At 45.4% G+C, this 22,818-nt stretch carries 20 protein-coding genes; 18 read left to right on the top strand and 2 right to left on the bottom strand.

Going from position 1 to position 22,818, the window contains the following annotated elements; genetic code table 11:
* Positions 1–91: 91 nt before the first annotated feature.
* Both HOL16_00860 and rpmE read left to right on the top strand, forming a co-directional pair.
* The gene (locus HOL16_00860; protein MBT5389248.1) at positions 92–1,582 is read left to right on the top strand and encodes an aldehyde dehydrogenase; all 1,491 of its coding nucleotides are present in this window, start codon (positions 92–94) and stop codon (positions 1,580–1,582) included.
* A gap of 141 nt (positions 1,583–1,723) precedes the next feature.
* Positions 1,724–1,951 (top strand): 50S ribosomal protein L31, encoded by a 228-nt coding sequence (gene rpmE, locus HOL16_00855; protein ID MBT5389247.1) that lies wholly within the window; start codon positions 1,724–1,726, stop codon positions 1,949–1,951.
* A gap of 1,205 nt (positions 1,952–3,156) precedes the next feature.
* Here rpmE and HOL16_00850 read toward each other — a convergent pair.
* Positions 3,157–4,143, bottom strand: a complete 987-nt coding sequence (locus HOL16_00850) for a threonylcarbamoyl-AMP synthase (GenBank protein ID MBT5389246.1) — start codon at positions 4,141–4,143, stop codon at positions 3,157–3,159.
* A gap of 211 nt (positions 4,144–4,354) precedes the next feature.
* Between HOL16_00850 and accB the strand changes: the two genes are divergently transcribed.
* From accB to HOL16_00770, 16 genes are all read left to right on the top strand, one after another.
* Complete coding sequence (gene accB, locus HOL16_00845) at positions 4,355–4,819, top strand: acetyl-CoA carboxylase biotin carboxyl carrier protein (protein MBT5389245.1); 465 nt, start codon at positions 4,355–4,357, stop codon at positions 4,817–4,819.
* 12 nt (positions 4,820–4,831) lie between these two features.
* Positions 4,832–6,169, top strand: coding sequence for an acetyl-CoA carboxylase biotin carboxylase subunit (gene accC / locus HOL16_00840; protein ID MBT5389244.1), 1,338 nt, complete (start codon positions 4,832–4,834; stop codon positions 6,167–6,169).
* 149 nt (positions 6,170–6,318) lie between these two features.
* On the top strand, positions 6,319–6,495 hold the full coding sequence (locus tag HOL16_00835; protein ID MBT5389243.1) for a hypothetical protein: 177 nt from the start codon (positions 6,319–6,321) through the stop codon (positions 6,493–6,495).
* Between the two features lie 410 nt (positions 6,496–6,905).
* Positions 6,906–7,361 (top strand): hypothetical protein, encoded by a 456-nt coding sequence (locus HOL16_00830; GenBank protein ID MBT5389242.1) that lies wholly within the window; start codon positions 6,906–6,908, stop codon positions 7,359–7,361.
* 330 nt (positions 7,362–7,691) lie between these two features.
* Positions 7,692–8,651, top strand: coding sequence for a MoxR family ATPase (locus tag HOL16_00825; protein ID MBT5389241.1), 960 nt, complete (start codon positions 7,692–7,694; stop codon positions 8,649–8,651).
* Positions 8,652–8,657: 6 nt separating this feature from the next.
* A complete protein-coding gene (locus HOL16_00820) occupies positions 8,658–9,548 on the top strand; it encodes a DUF58 domain-containing protein (GenBank protein ID MBT5389240.1) in 891 nt (296 codons plus the stop codon).
* Between the two features lie 3 nt (positions 9,549–9,551).
* A complete protein-coding gene (locus tag HOL16_00815; GenBank protein ID MBT5389239.1) occupies positions 9,552–10,013 on the top strand; it encodes a DUF4381 domain-containing protein in 462 nt (153 codons plus the stop codon).
* Complete coding sequence (locus HOL16_00810) at positions 10,013–11,014, top strand: VWA domain-containing protein (GenBank protein ID MBT5389238.1); 1,002 nt, start codon at positions 10,013–10,015, stop codon at positions 11,012–11,014. Before HOL16_00815 ends, HOL16_00810 begins: the two co-directional genes overlap by 1 nt.
* Positions 11,004–12,995: a VWA domain-containing protein gene (locus HOL16_00805; protein MBT5389237.1), complete on the top strand. Its 1,992-nt coding sequence runs from the start codon at positions 11,004–11,006 to the stop codon at positions 12,993–12,995. The genes HOL16_00810 and HOL16_00805 overlap by 11 nt, the downstream gene beginning before the upstream one ends.
* Positions 12,989–14,812: a protein BatD gene (locus HOL16_00800; GenBank protein MBT5389236.1), complete on the top strand. Its 1,824-nt coding sequence runs from the start codon at positions 12,989–12,991 to the stop codon at positions 14,810–14,812. Before HOL16_00805 ends, HOL16_00800 begins: the two co-directional genes overlap by 7 nt.
* A 316-nt stretch (positions 14,813–15,128) precedes the next feature.
* Positions 15,129–15,542 (top strand): type II toxin-antitoxin system HicB family antitoxin, encoded by a 414-nt coding sequence (locus HOL16_00795; GenBank protein ID MBT5389235.1) that lies wholly within the window; start codon positions 15,129–15,131, stop codon positions 15,540–15,542.
* Between the two features lie 143 nt (positions 15,543–15,685).
* Positions 15,686–18,178: an NUDIX domain-containing protein gene (locus HOL16_00790; protein ID MBT5389234.1), complete on the top strand. Its 2,493-nt coding sequence runs from the start codon at positions 15,686–15,688 to the stop codon at positions 18,176–18,178.
* Positions 18,179–18,228: 50 nt separating this feature from the next.
* On the top strand, positions 18,229–19,431 hold the full coding sequence (locus HOL16_00785; protein MBT5389233.1) for an ankyrin repeat domain-containing protein: 1,203 nt from the start codon (positions 18,229–18,231) through the stop codon (positions 19,429–19,431).
* Between the two features lie 219 nt (positions 19,432–19,650).
* The gene (gene rpmF / locus HOL16_00780; GenBank protein ID MBT5389232.1) at positions 19,651–19,833 is read left to right on the top strand and encodes a 50S ribosomal protein L32; all 183 of its coding nucleotides are present in this window, start codon (positions 19,651–19,653) and stop codon (positions 19,831–19,833) included.
* A gap of 27 nt (positions 19,834–19,860) precedes the next feature.
* Complete coding sequence (gene plsX / locus HOL16_00775) at positions 19,861–20,922, top strand: phosphate acyltransferase PlsX (protein ID MBT5389231.1); 1,062 nt, start codon at positions 19,861–19,863, stop codon at positions 20,920–20,922.
* On the top strand, positions 20,919–21,893 hold the full coding sequence (locus tag HOL16_00770) for a ketoacyl-ACP synthase III (GenBank protein ID MBT5389230.1): 975 nt from the start codon (positions 20,919–20,921) through the stop codon (positions 21,891–21,893). Before plsX ends, HOL16_00770 begins: the two co-directional genes overlap by 4 nt.
* On the opposite strand, the gene HOL16_00765 is transcribed toward HOL16_00770, so the two are convergent.
* Positions 21,837–22,571, bottom strand: coding sequence for a DUF1211 domain-containing protein (locus tag HOL16_00765; protein ID MBT5389229.1), 735 nt, complete (start codon positions 22,569–22,571; stop codon positions 21,837–21,839). The two genes, HOL16_00770 and HOL16_00765, sit on opposite strands and share 57 nt — an antisense overlap.
* Between the last annotated feature and the right edge of the window lie 247 nt (positions 22,572–22,818).

The following is a 22,818-nucleotide window of genomic DNA, read 5'->3' as shown; positions in this document are numbered from 1 at the left end:
TCCCCGTTTTATTTAATCTATTCTCCTAAAAGGCTTCCCTTGATCCTTTTGCCCCAGCGTGTAAAATATAGTCAATCTAGGAGAGGGAAAAATGAAGAATAAAGACTTTTGGATCAAGAAAGCGCAGGGACTTAAAATCGAAACACGTGCCTTCATCGCAGGGAAATATGTTCCCGCCCTATCGGGGAAAACTTTCCCCGCCATTAACCCAGCTACAGGCCAAGAAATTGCCCAGGTAGCATCTTGCCATAAAGAGGATGTGGATTCGGCTGTATCTGCGGCAAGAAGGGCCTTTGAAGACCGCCGATGGAGTGGCCTTGCTCCCCAGGAACGGAAAACTATTCTTTTAAAACTTGCGGAGCTGATTGAAAAGCACCATGAAGAATTTGCTCTCCTAGAAACATTAAATATGGGAAAACCCATTAGCTATAGTTACAGTGGAGACATTCCTGGAAGCGTGAATTGCCTTCGGTGGAATGCTGAGGCTATTGATAAAGTCTATGACCAAGTTGCACCAACACCAGACACCAAACTGGCAATGGTAAGACGGGCCCCGCTGGGTGTTATTGGGGCTATTATCCCCTGGAACTATCCTCTTATGATGGCCATGTGGAAGATTGCGCCCTGCCTTGCCACAGGCAATAGTCTCATCTTAAAACCAGCTGAGCAATCACCCCTCAGCGCCATTCGATTGGGGGCCTTGGCAAAAGAAGCAGGGGTTCCCGACGGTGTTCTGAACATAATACCTGGCTATGGAGAGACCGCAGGGCAAGCCATAGGAAGGCATATGGATATAGACTGCCTGGCCTTTACAGGATCAGGAGAAGTAGGAAAACTTTTGATGACCTATGCCGGCGAATCCAATATGAAGCATGTCTCCCTAGAATGTGGGGGAAAAACACCTCATATTATTATGGCAGACTGTGAGGATCTTGATAATGCTGCCGAGGCCGCTGCCCGCGGTATCTTTGAAAATCAAGGAGAAGTCTGTAATGCAGGCTCCAGGTTGTTGGTTGAAGAATCCATCGCCAAACCCTTTCTGGACAAGGTGCTTGAGCACACTAAGGATTGGAGAGTAGGGGACCCCATGGATCCTGACACAAATATGGGACCGCTCGTCACAAAAGAACAAATGGATCGTGTCATGAGCTACATCCATTGTGGTGACAAGGAAGGAGCCAAAAAGATAGTTGGTGGCAAGCAAGTGATGACTGAATCAGGTGGTTATTATGTGGAACCAACGATCTTTGAGGGGGTTACATCCAAGATGACAATTGCACAGGAAGAGATTTTCGGTCCTGTCCTCGCCTATATGACCTTCAATGGAGAAGAGGAAGCCGTAAAATTGGCTAATGACACGGTATATGGATTAGCCGCAGCTGTCTGGACACGTGATGCTTCAAAGGCCCTACGAATGGCCACACGCATACAAGCAGGCTCCATCTGGATAAATTGCTTTGATGAAGGAAATATAACGGTTCCCTTTGGTGGATTTAAGCAGTCAGGATTTGGGCGTGACAAATCCCTTTATGCCTTCGAAAAATATACAGATTTAAAGACAATATGGATGTCTATGGACTGAGGAACTTCACTGAAACATACCAGCTGTCGAATGCTTAACAGACCTGCTGTCGAATGCTTGAGAATAAACTTCTTGCCAATTAGATGGAAATTCGTTAGATAAGTTGGGAGTTATTGCTGAATATGATGAGAAGTTGACGTTATGAAAAAAGGTATCCACCCCGACTATCACGAAATCAAGGTCGTTATGACTGATGGTTCTGAATGCACGATGATGTCCACATGGGGCAAAGAGGGCGATACCTTGCGTCTTGAAATCGACCCAAAGTCTCATCCAGCCTGGACGGGTGTCCATCGCCTCGTAGATTCTGGCGGACAAGTCGGCAAATTCAATAAACGCTTTGAGAACATCGGCGTTAAAAAGAAATAACTGAATCAATAGCATTTACACTGAACCCATTGCAGCGGCTTAGCATGTGTGTAAGGATCTTAGTTCGTCAAAAATTCTCTCGTTACGTCACACACCGGCTCTTCCGTGTGATTAGTTCGTCAAAAATTCTCTCTTGCCTCACACACCGGCTATAGCAGTAACTCCTTATGTGTAACGGCCTCAGCTTCGACATTAGCATCCTCACACTGCCATACGCCCAAAACCGTCTTCCCGACAATGAGGCCAAAGCTGTCTTCCCGACAATGAGGCCAAAACTGTCTTCCCGGCCATTAGGCCAAAACTGTCTTCCCGGCCATTAGGAATTATTGGCAAGCCGTGGGCGCGCCCTAGAATTCCTTATGAGCGCGGGATCCATAAAAACTCATATCAGAGAAGGTTCAAAATCACGTCGTAGCGGCCTGTCCGCTATAGCGCAGCGAAGGCGGAAGCGTAGACGGATGAGCGCGGGATCCATCTTTCATAAATCAGGGAACAGAGCTCGGAGGTCAGATTTAATCGTTGCTACAAGACACTTTTCTGTTCTCTGAAATTTGATCTCTTTCCTCTGCTCCATGGATCCCGCGATGCCAACTCACTCTAGGCCTCACCGGCTTAAGACGCCGGTTCGTCTAGAGTTCCTAGGCTCCGGGAAGACGAGATTGCAAATGTTGTTAGACCGGCCTTTCTAAGCGCTCCGGGAAGACGGGAATGGGAAGGATACTAGACCGGCCTTTCTAAGCGCTCCGGGATGACGACAGCGGAGAGGGTTCTAAGACCCTCTTCCTAGGCTTCAGGAAGACGGATATTCTGGACTCCTTCTGCCAAAAAACCATACAACTTTCTAAATACAGACAGTTACCTAACCCTAATTAATGCAAATTACTTACATATATATTCAAATACTTACATCTAAATAAAAAAATAAATTTTTTCTTAAAAACACCTTTTTATCTTTATAATTAAACAACTTACCATCCGGTATTACAAAAAGACATACCTCCATGGACGTATTAGCACGTGCATATAGATCTCGGTTGCACTAAAAAATATAGTTATAAATATACGAATTTTTAAATTATTTCTTTTGAATCCTTTGAATTTATTATTATACCTCCCCAAGTACTTAAGCCAAAGGTTAACGCCTTTGGCTTTTTTTACACAAGCATCCAAAAAAGAAATCACATCAAAGGTATTCTAAAAATGCATCACTCCTGAGATGCATTTTTAGAATACCTCACAGATCCACGTCGCAACCGATCATTAATTGCCTTTCCTACACCACGTTCTGGTATGGGAGCAACGGCTATCCCCTTAAAGTTCCTGGGATTATCTAACTGTCTTAGCATGGCAAAGAGATTCGCAGCTGCTTCTGCCAAGTCTCCACTAGGGCTCAAATTCAAATCAGCACTTACGGCTGAATCTGGCCCAAAACCCAAAAAGGCCTCGGAGTCAGTGGCAACAGCCACCTCTAGTCGCATAGGAAGCCCAGGCGCATAATGTCGCGATAAAAGCCCTGGACTCTTAGGATTTGCAGAAGATTTTGAGGCTGTCAACAAAAGCAGCCCAAACACTTCTTCAATAGCCTCAGACGGTATACTTCCCGAGCGCAATAAAGTAGGTTGTGCTTCGCTCATGTCAATGATGGTTGATTCGATGCCCTTTTTACAAGGGCCGCCCTCTAAAACCACAGAGATTAAATCCCCAAGTGAATCAACAACATGCTGAGCTGTGGTGGGACTAATGCTTCCAGACATATTGGCACTAGGGGCGGCGATGGGAAATGGAACGGAGCACAAAAGAGAAAGGGCTACTGGATGCTCCGGAACACGGACTGCAAGCGTATCAAGACCCACTGTGGCCAATTCTGAAAGGGAAGAAGAGTGTTTTTTTGGCAAAACGAGGCTAAGAGGACCCGGCCAAAATTGATTAGCAAGTTCTTCAGCCTCATGAGAAAAGTCTGCAATTGTCTTAGCATGAGCCAAATCCCTGCAATGAATAATCAGAGGATTAAAGGTGTCTCTCTTTTTGACATCGTAAATTTTGGCCACCGCTATGTCATTGGTGGCATCGGCCCCCAAGCCGTAGACAGTTTCAGTGGGGAAAGCCACCAATCCGCCATTTTCCAAAATATGAGCAGCCTTCTCAAGGGTGCTTTGGCCGCTGATTTGAAGAATCTTTTTTGAAGGATTCATGTTGCTACTTGCAAATTCTCTTGTAAATACTGTCAATCTGTACGATCTTTATCACAACTTGAATAATTAAATCGAGATAAATAATTCGCAAGATACAACTAAATTTCGTTTTAAACTTAAGCCTTTGGTCAAAAATTAAATCTCTTTCTTGCAGATCTTGTAAAAATGGTATAGATCGAGGATGAAAGTTTCATAAGATAGGATTTTTATAATGTCCAAACTCTTTAAAATTGATAAGGCTGCCGTGCGTGAATTGGCGGCTATTTTAAAGGAAACGGATTTATCCGAAATTGAGTACGAACTGGAAGAGGGAAGAATACGTGTTGCCCGCAACATTACTCAGCAAGGGGTCACACCAACTCCCGTCAACGTGCCAACCCAAGTTATGCAACAGGATGCCCCCACAGCAAAAGCTGAAACCAGCTCAGACCCAGCATCTCATCCTGGAACCATAAAGGCTCCCATGGTCGGAACGGCTTATTTGTCCCCCCAACCAGATGCTGCTCCTTTTATAAAAGAAGGAAGTTCCATTACAGAAGGGGATACGCTCCTTATTTTAGAAGCCATGAAAGTCATGAATCCCATTAAGGCTCCAAAGTCTGGTAAGATACTTAAAATATTTGTTCAAGATGCGGCTCCTGTCGAGTTTGGAGAACCACTAGTCATCATCGAGTAGGATGAATTCAATATGGATAAGATTCTAATCGCCAACCGAGGAGAGATTGCTCTCCGTATCCACCGAGCCTGTAAGGATCTCGGCATCCAGTCTGTGGCTGTTCATTCCACCGCCGACAGCAAGGCCATGCATGTCCGCCTTGCTGATGAGTGTGTTTGCATAGGGCCACCCGCCGCAAAGGATAGCTATCTAAATATTCCCTCCATACTTGCGGCTGCCGAAATAACTGGCAGCCATGCCATCCATCCCGGCGTGGGGTTTTTGGCAGAAAGCGAAAATTTTGTCTCCATGGTAGAAGAGCACGGATTCGTCTTTATCGGCCCAACGGCTGAGCATATTGCCATGATGGGGGACAAAATCACCGCAAAAGAAGCCATGATTCGCCTGGGAATTCCTGTCGTCCCGGGTTCTGACGGTGCCGTAGAGTCCGTTGGCGACGCAAAACGTTTTGCAGACAAAGTTGGTTATCCCGTTCTCATCAAAGCCACCGGAGGCGGTGGCGGAAAAGGCATGAAAGTTGCCAATAGTGAAAAAGAGCTCTCTGAAGCCATTAGTCTGGCCAAAAACGAAGCCAAAGCAAACTTTGGAAATGACGAAGTCTTTTTGGAAAAATATCTCCAAAAACCGCGCCATATTGAGGTGCAGATTATCGCCGATAGTCATGGCAATGTAGTCCACCTAGGCGAACGGGATTGCTCTCTGCAACGGCGCCACCAAAAAGTACTAGAAGAAGCGCCATCTCCAGTAATTTCCTCCCAACAGCGGGAAGAATTGGGAGAACTTGTAACCAATGCCATAAAACACCTGGGATACCGTGGTGTTGGTACTTTGGAATTCCTTTATGAAGATGGCAAATTTTATTTTATCGAAATGAATACGCGACTACAGGTAGAGCATCCTATCACCGAGATGATCACGGGCGTTGATCTAGTGAAAGAGCAAATCCGCGTGGCCATGGGGGAAAAGCTCCCCTTCACCCAAGAGGATATAAAGTTCAACGGACACGCCATTGAGTGCCGGATTAATGCCGAGCATCCTGAAACTTTTATTCCCTCTCCTGGAAAAGTCATAAACTATCACGCGCCTGGAGGACTCAATGTCCGCGTAGATAGCCAACTCTATACGGGCTACGAGATTCCACCCTATTATGACAGCTTGGTGGCAAAGCTTATTGTCTATGGAAAAACCCGAGAAGAGTGCCTCAAGCGCCTGGATCGCACCCTGGCCGAATATGTCATTACAGGCATAGAAACCACCATTCCCCTCCATCGTAAACTGATGCAGTCCACAGCCGTCCAAATGGGCAATTACGACATCCATTGGCTTGAGAAAGACTTGCTAGCGGCTTAGGTGCTGCAAGACCTGCTCGCGGCTTGGGTTGAGTAAGTCCTGATCGCGGCTTAGGGGCTGAGCTGGTCCCCGGAATCTCTACACTGGCATCCGTCATGATTGCGGCTTACAATCTCGTATCTGACATCTCCTAAGAGGTGGATCCCGCGATGCCAACTCACTCTAAGGCTCACCGGCTTAAGACGCCGGTTCGCCTAGAGTTCCTAGGCTCCGGGAAGACGGAAGTAGAGCTGATTCTAGCAGCTCTGACAAGTGCTCTGGAACTATTGAAAACTGTCTTTCCTAGTGTTGTAATCGTCTTCCCGGCCATTAGGAATTCTTGGTAAGCCGAAGGCGCGCATTAGAATTCCTTATGAGCGCGGGATCCATGCTTAAGAAAAGCGCGGGATCCATAGTTAGGAAATTTGAGAAAAGAGAGCAGAAATTAGAGAACAGAGGGCAGAAACACCCCATCAAGACGCAACAAAGTCGAAAGCAATGTTGCAGCTTGTCACGTCGGTGCAACGCGAAGACGGAGTGGAGTCCAGTTCTGTCTTTCCAACCCAACTACCATCCAGCCCCTCAAGCCGTATTTAATGATGTTGAAACATTTGGATTTTTTCGTCCTAGAATCATTTGAGAAAAAAAATATATTTTTACCACTATTAACCTTTTGTTAACCATTTTAGTATAGTATCAAGGATTAAGGGAATATTTATTATAGCATTAAGTATTAAGTTAGGAAAGGAAGGTCTACATGAAAATATTTCGGAATATAATTTTTATGAGCTTTGTTCTGAGCTCTTTTTTTTCCACGACAGCAGAAGCCTTCAAAGACGAAGGCCTCAAGGAAGTGCCCCCCCTCCTGAGGAAAGTCTCTCGCTTCTCCACTGTGGGCTCCCCCGTAGAACCACTGAGCTTGCCTATGAGGTTTCCAGATTCCTCAATAGATGGAATGAGCTTTGATGCCATTCCTGATCCGCACACCCCATGGAATCCTACATCTGATCCCAGGAGCGAAGATTTGGTTATTTTTACAAAGGTTGTTCCACCTACTCAGCCTACTTATTCTGCTCCAGAAACACAGCTCGACATGCCAGATTCACTTAGCAGAGTCATTAAGGATGCTCAAAAATCCAGGGCACTTTACCTACAAGATCTAGAAGAAGAAAGACAAGAAGAAGAAAGACAAGATGAGCCAGAAGTAGAATAAAGGCAGTTCGCACAACGGTGTCATGCCAGAACCTAGGAAGGAGACTATTGAGGCAGCTCCACTCCCGTCTTCCCGGAGCCTAGGAACTCTTGACGAATCGGCGTCTTAAGCCGGTGAGACGTAGAGTGAGTTGGCATCGCGGGATCCATAGTGCAGGAATCAGAGAACGGAGAGTAGAAACACCCCATCATGTGTACTGAACCTTTACATCCTCCAAACAACATCTTCCAAATCATCCCGCAAACAATATCTTCCAAATCCCAAACCAATTTGCTAGTATGTTAGAGCTATATTGGACTTTGGGTTTTTTTATGGGAGAGAATGGATAACATGACGGAACAAAAACAGCTGGCCAATGTACAAAAATCCATTGAAAAGCACCTAATTGGCCAAAAAGATCTCATCGAAGGGATGCTCGTTTGCCTTTTGTGCGATGGTCACTTGCTGATCGAGGGCATGCCAGGCCTTGCAAAAACCACTGCAGCCAAAGCTCTTGCCAATAGCATCGAAGGCGAATTCCATCGCGTCCAGTTTACGCCAGATTTATTGCCTTCAGACCTTATTGGAACCGATATTTACGTCCATGAAAAGAGCGACTTTACTTTTCGAAAGGGCCCGCTGTTCCATAATATTCTCTTGGCCGATGAAATTAACCGAGCCCCCGCAAAGGTCCAGTCAGCCCTCTTGGAAGCCATGGAAGAAAAGCAAGTTACTGTGGGCGCTCATACCTACGCCTTGCCCAAGCTCTTTATGGTCCTAGCCACCCAAAACCCCATCGAGCAAGAAGGAACCTATAAACTGCCCGAGGCCCAGCTTGATCGCTTTCTGATGCACTTGGAAGTAAAGTATCCCACCGATAAAGAAGAATTAGAGATTTTATCCCTGGATGAAAATCGCCAACGAAAACCAGAAAAAGCCAAAAAAAGCCTCACCCATCAAAGCGATATCTTTGCCGCCCGGCAAGAGATTGCGGAGCTGTACATGGATCACAAGCTGAAAAATTATATCATCTCGTTGGTGGCCGCCACCCGTACCCCTAAACCTTACAGCGATGATCTTACACGATGGATATTATGTGGCGGCTCGCCCAGAGCATCCATTGCCATTTCTCGCTGTGCCAAGGCCTTGGCCTGGCTGCGGGGCGATGAGTATGTCTCGCCCTATCATATTCAGACCGTAGCCCCCAATGTTCTGCGCCATCGCTTGATCCTTACCTTTGAGGCAGAGTCGGAAGAGGTGACCAAAAGCCAAGTCATCCAGCATCTCCTCGAGGTGGTCGCCGTTCCATAACCTGCCATGCTGTATCCCAACTACCAAGAATTGCTTGATCTACGCCACAAAGCAAAGAACTTAAAGCTGCACTCCCACCGAAACGTTGTTTCGCCCATGGCAGGAAGCTATATTTCGCCTTTTCGAGGACAGGGTCTAGAATTCGAAGAAGTAAGAGAATATACCCACGGCGACGACATCCGAAATATTGACTGGCGCGTCACGGCCCGAACTGGAAAGCCCCATCTGAAAGTTTTTAGAGAAGAACGCGAACGGAGTATCCTCCTGTGCGTGGATATGAGCGATGCCATGGCCTTTGGCACCCGAGGAACCTTTAAGTCTGTGCAAGCAGCCAAAGCGGCATCCCTTATAGGGTGGAGTGGCCTATTTCAACAGGACCGTATCGGCGCCGTTCTTTTTGGAGCAAAAGAACTTACCTACATTGCCCCCAAACGATCCCGTCAACCCCTTTGGCGCTTATTCAAGGTGCTCTGCAACCCTCAAAAGAAAAGCCGCAAAACCTCCACCATAGAAGATGCCTTAAGATACATGGTCAAAACGGCCACCTCTGGGACGCTTATTTTTATTCTCTCTGACTTTTATGACATCAAGAAAGAGCATGCAAAATATCTAAAAAGCCTGAATAATAAGTGCGAAGTGGTCTTTCTTCCTATTGCGGATCCGGCCGACTATGACATGCCATCCATGGGGACACTTGAGTTTGAAGATGGAAGTGGCGCCCGCATCAATATTCAGACAGGCGATACCAAAGGCCTTAAGAAAGCCTGGGAGACACACCAAGAAATGTTGAAAACCCTGTGCGGTCGCCTTAAAATTAAACAGATTCTTTTGGAAACAAACAAGGACATCTTCAGCACTCTGAACCGTGGCCTGCAACAATTAAGCTTTAAGAGGTAAGCTGTGAACGATCTGCTTAGCCAACTCAAAGACATCGAAGGCCTCGACGCTATCTCCTGGTGGCCCTTGGCCTCTGGCTGGTGGCTCCTGTTAGCGCTCTTGGTCGCTGTCCCCTTAGGCCTTCTCCTCGCCATCGCCTTACGAAAATTCTGGAAGAACCGCTGGCAACGGCAAATTCTCCGTCATTTGGATTCTCTTCAAAAGGCCAATCCCACCAAGGAAACATATGCCGACCTCTCGGAAACACTCAAGCGATTGGCCATAAAACGATTTGGTCGCCAATCCTGTGCTGGACTAGAGGGGACACGCTGGCTTCAATGGCTCACCCAAAACGATCCTAAAAACTTTGATTGGAAAGAGAAGGGGAGGGCACTGATTTCCTTGCCCTATGCCCCAGCCTCTCAAAAAGGCAACAAAAAGGAGCTTCAGCAACTCATTCAGGCAACGAAAAGGTGGGTGCGCTAATGTTTATGTTCGATGCCCCTTGGTTTGCTCTCCTATTGCCAGTTCCTCTTCTCGTATTATTCTTGGCACCCGAAGCCAAAAAAAACCTCCCCGTCTTGTTCTATCCCCATTTAGCACGCCTCAAAGCATCCTTTAAGGAAACAACTCTTGCCAAAAGCCGCTTTTTCTCATGGCAAACGATGCTGTTTTATGTGCTGTGGATTTCACTTGTGGGGGCGCTCATGGGGCCACAACTTGTGGATAAGTATAGCCACACGAAAAGCTATGGCTATGACCTTATGCTGGCCGTTGACATTTCACAGTCCATGGAGGCTTTGGACTTCTCGACAAAAGTATCCCGAGTCAGTCGTTTAGACGCCACAAAGGAAGTGGTCAGCGATTTCGTAAAAGGGCGACAAGGAGATCGGGTTGGATTGGTTTTATTTGGAGAGTTTGCCCATCTGCAAATTCCCCTAACCCAAGACACTCTGTCTGTTGGAAAAATGCTCGAAAATGCCGAATCCGGCATGGCAGGAGGGGCCACTGCCATCGGAGATGCCATCGGACTGGCCGTTAAGAATCTGCGCGAACGTCCCGAAGGATCCCGCATTCTCATACTTTTAACCGATGGCGAGAATAATGCCGGAAGCATTCCCCCCATTGAAGCCGCCAAACTGGCAAAAGAATACGGCATTCGTATCTATACCATTGGCATGGGCAGTACCGGTGCTGTTCCATTCCCCAATCGATATGGTCAAATTGTCATGGCAAATGTTTCCTTAGATGAGCCCCTCTTAAAGGAGATCTCCAGCATTACCGGGGGAAGCTATTTCCGAGCCACCAATACATCCTTGCTCGGAGATGTTTACAAGAAGATCGACGCCCTCACCAAATCCGAGGCCGAGACAAAGGAATACTTGATTCAAACGCCTCTATTTCACATTCCTTTGGGATTAGCATTGCTCTTGTTTTTAGTCATTGCGGTTTCTCCGTTGGTCGTTAGGAGGCAAAATGCTTCCTAGCCTCGCCGAACTTCATTTCTTAAATCCACTCTGGCTCTGGGCATTCATCCTTTTGCCCACGCTTTGGCTTTTGTACGCCTTGTTCTATAAGGGCGCAGCCTCCACCCAAAAGCTAAAAGCCTTTGCCGATGAGCACTTGCTGCCCCATCTGTTAAAGGAGAATCCCAAACATATTAGAAAATCCTGGCCCGCCATTACCATGTGGTCACTTGCCTGGGCGTTAACTATTATAGCCATGGCGGGGCCTCGCTGGAATTATAGAGACGTAGAGACCTTCGAGTCGGACGCCAATATGATTGTTTTGCTAGATCTTTCCAAGTCCATGGATGCTGCAGATGTAAAGCCCTCCCGTGTAGCTCTAGCCCGACAAGAAATCCAGGATCTCATAGACAAAAACCGAGATGTTAAAATCGGTCTGGTTGCCTTTGCCGCCACACCCCATATGATTAATCCTGTCACAGATGACATGGATACGATCACACATCTATTGCCTTCCTTAGAGACCGAATTGGTAACCGTACAAGGAAGTCGCCTTATGCCTGCCTTTCAAATGGCCGCCGAAAGTTTGAACGCCATTCCCGGGACCAACAAATCCCTTTTGGTCATTTCCGATGGCGACTTTGATGAACATAATATGAAAGATCTCATCGACAAGACTCTTCCAAAGGACGTACGCGTGCACACTATGGGCGTCGGCACCGAAATAGGAGCCCCTGTCCCCAGTGGCAAGGGCGGGTTTCACAAAGAACGAGGGAAAGTGGTCATTACTCATCTTGAGGCCCAGAAATTGAAGGCCCTTGCACAGGCTGGGAATGGCCAGTATTTCCAAGCGGGCCCCCTACAGGAAAATGCCTCCAAAATCCTTAAAACCATGAAAATGAAAGAGGGGGAGAAATCCACTGAACGGACTCACCGCATCTGGGAAGAAAAGTTTTATCTGTTTCTCATCCCCGTTTTGTTCCTTATTCTTCCTTGGTTTCGGCGTAAGTATGCTTTTCCGGTAATTTTGATGCTGACATTAAACGCTCAGAATGCCGCCGCTTTTTCTCTCCAATCCGTTATTCCAGATGGCCTTGCCCAGTGGTTTCAAAACAAGGAACAACAGGGAAAAGCTGCCTTTGAAGCACAGGACTATGAAAAAGCAGCAGAGTCCTTTGATGATGTTTACAGAAAGGGAGTCGCCCAGTACAGGGCTGGTGATTACGCGAGCGCAGAAGAGTCGTTCCGGGCGTCACAGCGCCCTGAAAGAAGTCAGGATGCGCAATATAATCTGGGAAATGCTGAACTGCTTCAAAATAAAATCGAAGAGGCCATCAAGACCTACGAGACACTTTTGGAGAAGGATCCCTCCCATGAAAAGGCTGCCCATAATCTCAAGGTTGCTCAGGAACTCTTAAAACAGCAAGAGCAACAAAAACAAGACAACAAGAAACAGGATCAACAGAAAGACAAAAACGACCAACAAGACGATCAACAAAAAGACCAGAGCGACAACAAAGAAAAGAAGTCTGACACTGAGAAAGACAGTGATAAATCTAAAAAAGAGGAGGAATCCCAACAAGATCAAAAATCTGAGGACGACTCACAAAAATCTGAGCCAAACAAGGAAGCTGCTGACCAGGACAACAAGAATCAGAATCAAGAAAAAGAGAATCAGGATAAACAGGAACAGCAGACAGAGGAGCAAAAGAAGGGAGACAAACCCCAAGCTTCTAAGCAAGAATCAAAAGAAGAAAAGAAATCTTCTGAACGTCCTGAAGAAAAAAAGGGACAGCAAGAAAAACCTGAAAGTGCTTCGGAACCACAAGAAGCGCCTTCCCAGGGCAGAGAATCAAAGCCAGAACGGACGGCAACCGACATCAATGCGGACCTATGGCTGAACCGATTAAAGAGTGATCCGAAAGATTTTCTCAAAAAACAATTCAAATATGAAGAAAAAAGCGGTAAAAATAAAGCAGGAGGACCTTTCCGGCCATGGTAAAATTTATAGCAGCTCTTTTAATTTTTATTCCCACTTTTTTGCACGCAGGAAGCTTCACTGCGACTGTTGATGACAGCACAGTAGGACTGGGGGAGACCATAGAGCTCATTCTTTCCCTAAAGGACGCTTCTGCAAAAGGGCAACCAGATCATCACCCACTGTTGGAAAAGTTTAAAATTGCGGGGCAAAGCCAGGCTTCCAACATTCAATTTATTAATGGGACCCAGTCCATGACAACTTCGTGGACGTATATATTGCTCCCAAAGGGGGATGGAGACATTTCTATCCCATCCATATCCATGGAAACATCTGAAGGCACTTTGACGACCCAGCCCTTCAAAGTTTCGGTGAGCAAAACCAATGCCCCTGAAAAAGGAAAAGAAGGGGTTTCCCTGACAGTTGAAGCACAGGTATCTGAAAAGGAACCTTACATCAATCAGGCCATCGTCTATACCGTAAGCATTGTTCATGGCCCCAATGTAGTGAATCTTCAATTGGACCCTCCAAGTGTCACTGATGCCATTATTGAGCAACTGGGGAAACCGCAATCGAACAGGGAAATGATCGATGGAGAGACCCAAACGGTCGTGAAAGTTCAGTATCTGGTTACACCTCTAAAAGCTGGAAACTTCACAATTTTCCCCATCACCTTACAAGGGCAGGTAGTGTCCAAAGAAAAAGGCAAAAAGAGGCGGCGCTCGCCCTTCGATGACTTTCCTGGATTTGATATTTTTGCGGGTCTTGATCCCTTTTCGTCCAGGAACTATAAGCCGTTCGTCAAGCAAAGCAATGAAGTGGTTGTAAAAGTGCGTCCTGCGGCAACAAATATGGACCCATGGCTTCCCCTAACATCTTTAGAGTTATCGGACATGCTCTCAGACGAGAAAAAAGCCAAGGTGGGAGAACCTATCACCCGCACCATTACCATTTTGGCAAAAGGGATCGGGGGCAGCCAGTTGCCAGATTTGAAATCCCAATTGGAGACACCCGATTTTAAAGTCTATGAAGACAGGCCTGTTACGGGGCAAGAAGTGAAAGAGGGGAGCATACATGGTTGGAAGACCGCGACCTATACTCTTATTCCCAGGAAAGACGGAGAATTAACCCTGCCAGAAATCAAAGTGCCCTGGTGGGATATTCAGAACAACCGCCTTGCCGAGGCAATCCTGCCGGCAAAAACCATTTCGATTGCTCCTGGAGAAGCAGGATCCATAGAGCGTCCTGAGCCTGAACAAAAAGCGCAAGAACCAGAACAGCTAGTCGAAGAAACCATTACGGAAACGGAAACAAGTAGAGAACCCGCCTCTGCTGTAAAAGCTGAGCCAGAGACCCAAAGCATCCTTCATATTGTTATATTGCTTCTGTTGCTGGGTCTCATCGGTGTCTTCACTTGGGGCGTAAGAATGTACCGTCAAAACAATAGAGCCTCACAAATACGCCCACACCCCATGAAGAGAAGAGAAACAAAAAGCCCTAAGAAAATGGCCAAGCTCCCCATTGCAAAAATTAACTCCATCCAAGATCTCATTGAGTTGCAAGAATTTTTGAAAGCGTATTCCCGTGATCACTGGGGCACCTCCACAAATGCCTCCCTCCGCGAGATTTCCGATGTTCTATTGGCTCAAGAACCAGATCTGGACAAAGACTTTGTCTTACTACTTTTCAAAAAACTGGACGAGGCCCTGTATGCCAATAAGAAAGTGGACATTGTGGCTTGGAAAGTGGACTTTCAAAAAGTCATTAAGCAAACAGCCTCCAAACAATCCGGTGCTAAAAACAAATCCTCCGAAGGCTTGCCCGACTTGAACCCTCGGTAGAGGGGGAGGGTGTGGATGCGGAGATATTGCTGAAGTCTGTTCTATTACTACTGAAATCTGAATCTCGCGATGCCAACTCACTCTAAGACTCACCGGCTTAAGACGCCGGTTCGTCTAGAGTTCCTAGGCTCCGGGAAGACGAGACTTGAGAGGATGCTAGAACGTACTCCCCACTGTCGTCTTCCCGGCCATTAGGAATTATGGGCAAGCCGCAGGCGCGCCCCTAGAATTCCTTATGAGCGCGGGATCCATAAAAACAAAAGGCCGTGCAAAAAACGCATAGGCGTGATTTTTTGCAACATTTAAAAATTCTCAAATGTTAAGATTTTTCTTTTCTTTGCGTGAAGTGGATATCGGAAGTGCGCAAAGTGGATATTGGAAGGAGACTATAAATGGCAACACTAATGGAACACAAGGGTACACGGTCTCAATCGAGTTTGATCCAGAGATTAATATGTTCTTTGGAAAGGTCAATAACATCGTTGATGTTGTTACCTTTTACGGCAATTCTGTTGAGGAGCTCAAAAAGGAGCTACGAAACTCCGTTGAAACATATCTTCTCGCTTGTAAAGAGAAGAATATCTCTCCAGAAAAGCCTTTTTCAGGGCGCTTCAACTTGAGACTCTCTCCTCAACTTCATCGATGTGCCGTTTTAGCCTCCCAAAAAGACGGCCTAAGCTTAAACTCGTGGATTTCCAAACGCATCCAAGAGGGACTTTCTGGGAAGTAAAGCAGAAGCCAAGTAACGAAATTATTTAACAATAGTAAATAAATATAACATATTTGTATTCAATTAAACTTTAATTGACTTTATTCTTTTTGATGATTAAAAGAAGGCAATAGACATAATATTGTCTCGGAAGGTTTTTGATCATGTTTTTATTTAAGCGCTTTGTCGTGTGCGTAGTGATATTCAGTATTCTACGCCCCTCCGTTGTTTTTGCGGCCCCAGCTCCTTCTTCATCAGCCGATGCAGGTGCAGCAGGTGTTTTTTTCTATTACGTAGACTCGGAACAACGTTCTTGGGCACTTGTTTCGAAACGCGCCTGCGGTGAAGGGGAAGGTACTCATGGAAGTTTAGGAGGACTCAGGGACCCTGAAGAGACTGACGAAGAGGCCGCAATACGCGAGGCTCGTGAGGAAAGCTTTAACATTATTGCCATTCCTCTTGAAGAGTTAACAAGTGCGAACTCTCATACGCTTGAACAAGATAGTAGCAGCAGCCAGACGACTTATCGGATGTTTTTTTTCCAGTCTCAGGAATTCATTTCAGCCGATAGTCCGAATAGTCAAACAACGGAAGACAGCGAGCAGATCGATTTCACGTGGGTTTTACTGCCAGAACTAAAAGAAGCAGTGCGTCACAAAAAACATGTGAGCTTTACATGCAGGGGAGACTCCGAAACAGAAACCTTTCAAAAAGAATTACAACTTTTCCTTCCTTTTGCGGACCTTTTAAGGTCTCCAGATGCTCAGTTGAGACTAGAGGAAATAATAGCTGGAACCACTGTCAATGCCTCCCTGCACACCAAGAGTTCTCCCTCCCTTACAATTGAAGATGAATATGCTAAAGAAACCATAGAAATTTCAAGACTGGAACTTGAAGGGGCGTCTAACTCCGAAAACGCCTCAGTGAACCAACCATGTACGAGTGAATCTTCGAATTTGCAACACAAAGAGGCTGCTAGCAGTTATTCCAGCTCTCAAAATGAAGAAAGAAGCACTTCTGAGTCAGAAGGGAAAAGTTGGACACAAACGGAGACTGTCATCAAAATGGCTCTCGGAGAAAAAGCCACAGGTGACTATGCAAAAGACTTAAAGTTATTTTTGGAAGAAGAGTTTGATATTAAGCGTTACTTAAATCATCCTGAAGATTTTGATCTTTCTGACCTCAGAACTCAGCTTACAGATATAGCGATCAAAGAGAAAAAACATCCCCATGATTATGTAGCTTATCATGGCATTAGCATAAACATTGCATTGATGTATCAATTTTTGAGCCATATCCGTAACATTTTAATGGAAACCAATTTAGGAGTAACCACCTTAAGGACACTGGACCATGAATTCAGTCGGTTTACTTCAATAGATGCTCTATATAAGGAAGTGAAAAAGCAAGGTAGGGACAGTTTAAATTATCGGGGCCCTTATACTAAATTAGCCATTTCTGCTCTAGCATATTTACTAGGCGGTGATGGGATTACTTTGTCCCGATTCTTAGGCGGATGGGACGACATGCATGTCTCCGATGATGAGATAGAATCATTTTTGCGTCATTTATCATTTTCGGAACAAGACGTTAGAGCACTCATGGATGAATATAAAGCCCTCGAATCTAAACTAATTGAAGCTAACAAAGGAGGTGCCCCGCTTCAAATGATTATACCAGAAAATTGCTTAGAAAAAAATGCTTACGCTGCTGTTTCCGGTGGAGGGAAGTTAAAACTTTCTCACGATGAAAAAAAGGATGCCAACCCAAACACAATTCTTTCTGCTATGAAGAAGGGGCCAAAAGCCGTAGAAAAACTGTCTGAGCAGTTCAACATTGTCGATCGTAGTCAACTTCGTCTATTGTTGACGCCTAAGATAACGCAAAGTGGAAAATTTTCGACACACTTGTACGTCGCGGGCAATATGGACGAAAATCCATTTGATAAGGTCGTTCTACCCATTGCTAAAAAAGTCGCCATGAAATTTATTGAAAATGCTTTCGCTCCTCATATTGGTATGTTTTTCGGAGCAACTGATATATTCCCCCTTCAAAAGCGTCATCAACATTCATATCCTGAACAAGAAATTTCACCTCCCCCCCATGCTGAGAGCTGGGCTATCGAAAGTAATGATAAAGAGATTCTTAATACTTTAAACGTTGATGAACAATTATTTTCCTTGTACACTGGAGAGCTTATTTCTCCATATATATATGCTCTTACTTGTGACCAACAGGAGGCAGCAGAACTGCTCAGAACACGAGGTGCAAAAATTGACGAAGTCTTCACTAAAGAAAGATATGCGGGGCTAACACCTTTATTCGTTTGCATGCTCCAGGATGAACCTATTAATGCCGTAACGCTCTTAAAACACGGAGCTAACCCTGATTTTATCCCCCAAGATGGTTCTTATGCGGGTGTTACTGCTCTCTTGCTTGCCTCTAGCATGAGAAATAGTCTTCCCGTTTTGCAAAGACTTAATCAGTCAGGGGTAAGAATTACAGAACCATCGAGGCCCCTAATGAAAAAGCACACTTTCTTTTTTAAAAATCTGGATGACGATCTTCAAGACCTATTAATAAAAACTATAAGTAACTTATTGAAAAATTTGAATTTACATTTGAAAGCAAAAAAGAAGTCCTTAAGCTTCACATAAAAAATGACTTTTCCCAAATTAATGAAATAGTCGACAAAATACGTCTTCATTTGGGTATCTCTATAGACAATTACGGTAGCCTCTATATAAACCCATCCGAACATCTCGCAAATCCAATTAATCGTGCAATCGTCGCAGGTTGCCCTGAATCCGTTAAATATCTCCTAGAGAATGGTGCACCTCAAGAAATGGAAGCTACAGGACCATATGATGGGTATTCTCCACTTATGATCGCGATAGAAGAAATTAATGATCCCGTGCAAATGCATGAGATGGTGAGTCTGCTTGTAGAACACGGTCAAAATGCAAATCAAAAAATAAGGGTGTCTTCTGAAATTCCTCTATTTGGCAAAGTCTTTGTGCCTTCTAATCATGAACAATCATTTAAAAAAATGTTAGAGGATTTTATTGATGTAAGAGTATCACACGTACCAAAACTGTCTGATAGAATGTCCAACAGTGATCAACTGGAAACAAGAGATGGGAGAGACTACTTAATTTTTGTCCCGGAAAATGATTCACATTTTCAAACAAAACTTACAGAAATGCTCAATGAAAAACAATCCAAACATACTCACAACCCAGCCTCAATAATAAGTTTGGAAGCTTGTGGATATCATTCCCCATACGTTTCTACTTCATTTGATTTATTACTTCGTAAATCGATCCTCTCAGACTACTACAGTTCTACAATGCAAACTTTATTGATAAGTGCAGATCACGATGAGAATGAAAGAGTTGGGGTGTTGGAAACCGAAAACGTAACTAATGGAAGCCCTTTTCAACAAATTATAGAAGGTTATCCAATATACGGGGAAAAAATTCTTTTGGCATTTTTAAATCATGGTGACAACATAAATGATGTGTTTAAAAGTGGACATTTTAAAGGACATACGCCTCTTTCACATGCTTTAGAACTCAATCGTCTTTCCTTAGCTAATACTCTTGTCGAAAATGGTGCAAACGTAGACATTGTTATGACTTGTGGCCAATTTACAGGATTCTCCCTGAGGGATCTTGTAAATATGGCAAGCACCCTTCACAGCGACACTGGCACTACCTCGTCTGAATCAAAAACGAAGCCCAATAACGATAGGCTCAAACACCTAAGATACCGCCTTAAATATGATGAAAAACTCTTGGAATTTCTTAAAGAGATCAAACCACTATTAGAAACACAGTCCAATGAAGGTCAATCTACCGATGAATCTTCCACCGAGCCAAAAACTGCAGCATCTTCCGATGCCTCCTGAATTTCCGGCAACCTGAATCTCAGGCAAATTTAAAACCGATTTTCGTCATTTTTAACGTGCAATGGAAAATGACAACACTATTGAGATTCTTCCTCCCCCGGAAATGCTGGACTTGAACAACTTTGCTTGCATTTGGTGGGGAATTGAGATATTAGACAAATCCAGTGCCGTGAAGGCGATGAGATTATTATTATTGTAAGATATTAGGACAGAGTAGCCATGGCAGTTCCAAAGAAGAAAACTTCTAAGTCAAAGAGAGATGTGCGTCGATCCCATGATGCATTAAAGCCCTCCGCATTTAGTGAGTGCCCCAATTGCGGTGAGCTTAAAAGACCCCACCATATGTGTAGCTCTTGCGGCTATTACGGGGGACGTGAAGTCATAGAGGCTGAAGCTCTCTAGATTGAGCAATTTTTAGGCCATATTCCTTTGAAAAAAACATTAACGCTTGCTCTCGATGGTATGGGTGGTGTTTCAGGACCTGAAACGGTTTTGGAAGCAGCGAACCTTGCCATTGAACGCTATCCACACGTTCAGTTTATTGTCTTTGGCGATCAGGATGAGCTCCGCGCTCAGCTGGAAAAATGGCCAAAGCTTAAAGATCATTGTGAAATCCATCACACCGCCATCTCCGTTCCCGATGATATGAAACCATCGGTAGCCTTGCGCACAGCCCGCCAATCCAGCATGCATTTGGCCGTCGAGGCGGTTAAAGCTAGAAAAGCTGATGGGGTCGTCTCTGCTGGAAACACGGGGGCCTATATGGCCTTTTCAAAGATATTCCTCAAAACAATTCCGGGCATTAACCGGCCCGCCATTTCCACCCACGTCCCCACCCTCAAAAATGAGATTGTCCTGCTCGATTTGGGAGCCAATCTAGAGTGTGACGCAGAAAACCTCGTTCAATTTGCCCTGATGGGCGCAACCTACGCCACCCACGTCATGGGGATTAAAAAGCCCCGCATTGGGCTCCTGAATGTGGGAGAAGAAGAATTAAAAGGCCCGCCAAGTCTTCAAGAGGCCGCTAGCATTCTTAAGTCAGCCCATTCTCTTGTCAACTTCCACGGATTTGTGGAAGGAGACGACATTGCCAAGGGAACTGTCGATGTAATTGTTACCGACGGCTTTACAGGAAATGTCGCCTTAAAGACCCTGGAGGGCACAGCCCGCCTAGTGCGTTCCTATATCAGAGGCGCTTTTGAAAGCTCTTTCTTTGCCAAGATCGGCTGTTTTTTTGCAACGCCAGCTCTCAAAGCTGTTCGAGAAAGAACCAACCCTAGTAAATACAATGGAGCCATCTTTATAGGGCTTAATGGCGTAGCCGTTAAAAGTCACGGCAGCGCCGATGCTCAGGGTTTTTCCAACGCTATAAGCGTAGCCATCGATATGGTTTCCCATGGCTTTAATTCGCATATTGAAAAGGATCTGAAGACCCTGGATGCCCTAAGAGCTCAAATTGAAACGCCAGCACAGAAAGTTCAGGCCATATGACAATTCGAGCCATCATTACGGGCTGTGGCAATTATTTGCCCGAAAAGGTCCTTACCAATGATGATCTGGCACAAATGGTTGATACTTCTGATGAGTGGATTACCCAGCGGGTAGGGATTCGGTCCCGCCACATTGCAGCCGAAGGCGAATGCACATCAGATATGGGAGCTGCTGCCGCAACAAAAGCGCTCCAGGCTGCCAATATAAAGCCCACAGAGGTCGACTTTCTTATTTGCGCGACGACAACGCCAGATAAAACCTTTCCCGCAACGGGCACTCAAATTCAGCACAAAATTGGAATGGCCCAGGGATTTGCCTTTGATGTCCAAGCTGTTTGTAGCGGATTTGTGTATGCTCTAGCCGTTGCCAACAACTTTATACAGCAAGGGCAGGGGAAGACAGCCCTCGTTGTGGGCGCTGAAACATTTTCACGGATCGTTGATTGGAATGATCGGGGCACGTGTGTGCTTTTTGGAGATGGTGCGGGTGCCGTTGTCCTGCAAGCCGAAAAGGGCGCGGGGACAGTGAAGGATCGAGGCATCCTTTCGACCCACTTGTACTCGGATGGGCGCCATAGCGATATTCTTTGTACCGATGGTGGGGCCTCCACCACGAAAACCACTGGTGTTGTTCAGATGCAGGGCCGTGAAGTCTTTCGCCATGCCACCGAAAAAATGGCAGAAGTGGTTGAAGAAACCCTTAAGGAGCACAATCTTGGACCCGAGGCCCTTGATTGGTTTGTTCCCCACCAAGCCAACTCACGCATTATTCAAGCCACAGCTAAGCGGGCCAACTTTCCCATGGATAAAGTCATCATGACCGTAGAGCGGCACGGAAATACATCTGCCGCCTCTATTCCCCTGGCCCTTGCCGAAGCCGTTGATGAAGGCAAAATAAAGCAAAACCAGCTCGTTCTACTCGATGCTCTGGGGGGTGGCCTTACTTGGGGGTCTGCTTTGATTCGTTGGTAATATCTTTGCTTGTTCAGTGGGCGCAGCCCCATCGTGTTCCGTAATATAATCCACTATTTTTCTGGGGGTACTGTATCTGTTAAGCAGAAAATTTGCCACGGGATGGGCTAACCAGACATAAAAGGAATACCCGGGAACAATGAATGCGGCCCCGACGGCCACAACAGATACGGCAGGAAGCGTCACCGTCATAAGACGATTGCTCATCATTTCATCAGATGTCGTTGTCGCTTGATTCAAAAACTTTTTCCGAATGCACTGATTCCATAGATACCAGAGTGATAAACCAACCAAGCCAAGGTTCAGAGAGAAAAGCACTTCGGCTACTACGCTATTCAAATTACCGGCAACAATTTTTAAAGAGTAGGGAATAAAGGTAAGCATCAGCAGGTATAGAAAATTAATCCACAAGGTGTTGATGTCTAGCTGTTTGATATTCTGAAACAATGCATGATGGGCTATCCAGCAATAGGCAATGATATAGAATGAAATAAGATAGCTAAAAACAGAGATGTCCCAAGCATATACATAGTCCAAAATGGCCCCAACTGTTTCTATCTTTGGCAAGTTGGGCAAGTTTATATTCAAAATCGCCAACGTGATGGCAATAGCAATGATCCCATCACTCAAACATAAAGTCCGAGCCGGACTATAGTAGGTTTTGAATTTACTAGACATTGGGAGCCCCCTTCCGATTATTTTTATTGTTTTTATCATACTACAATAAATTGGGAACCTGGGGAAGAGGGATCGGAGGACAAAGTCAGTCTCACTGTGTCAAGGTCAAACATTACCCAAAATCCGCGATAGGAAGTTACATTTCTCCTTCAAGTTCAAGGGGACGCAGTTTTTTCGATCGAGCGCGAGTTTTTTTAGGTGTTAAATTTTTAAATCAGCAATAATTGACCCAAAGCGCTAAAAGTTA

The organism is Alphaproteobacteria bacterium, assembly GCA_018662925.1.
Classification (GTDB): Bacteria; Pseudomonadota; Alphaproteobacteria; order 16-39-46; family JABJFC01; genus JABJFC01.
This window is presented reverse-complemented; position numbering and strand designations above follow the sequence as displayed.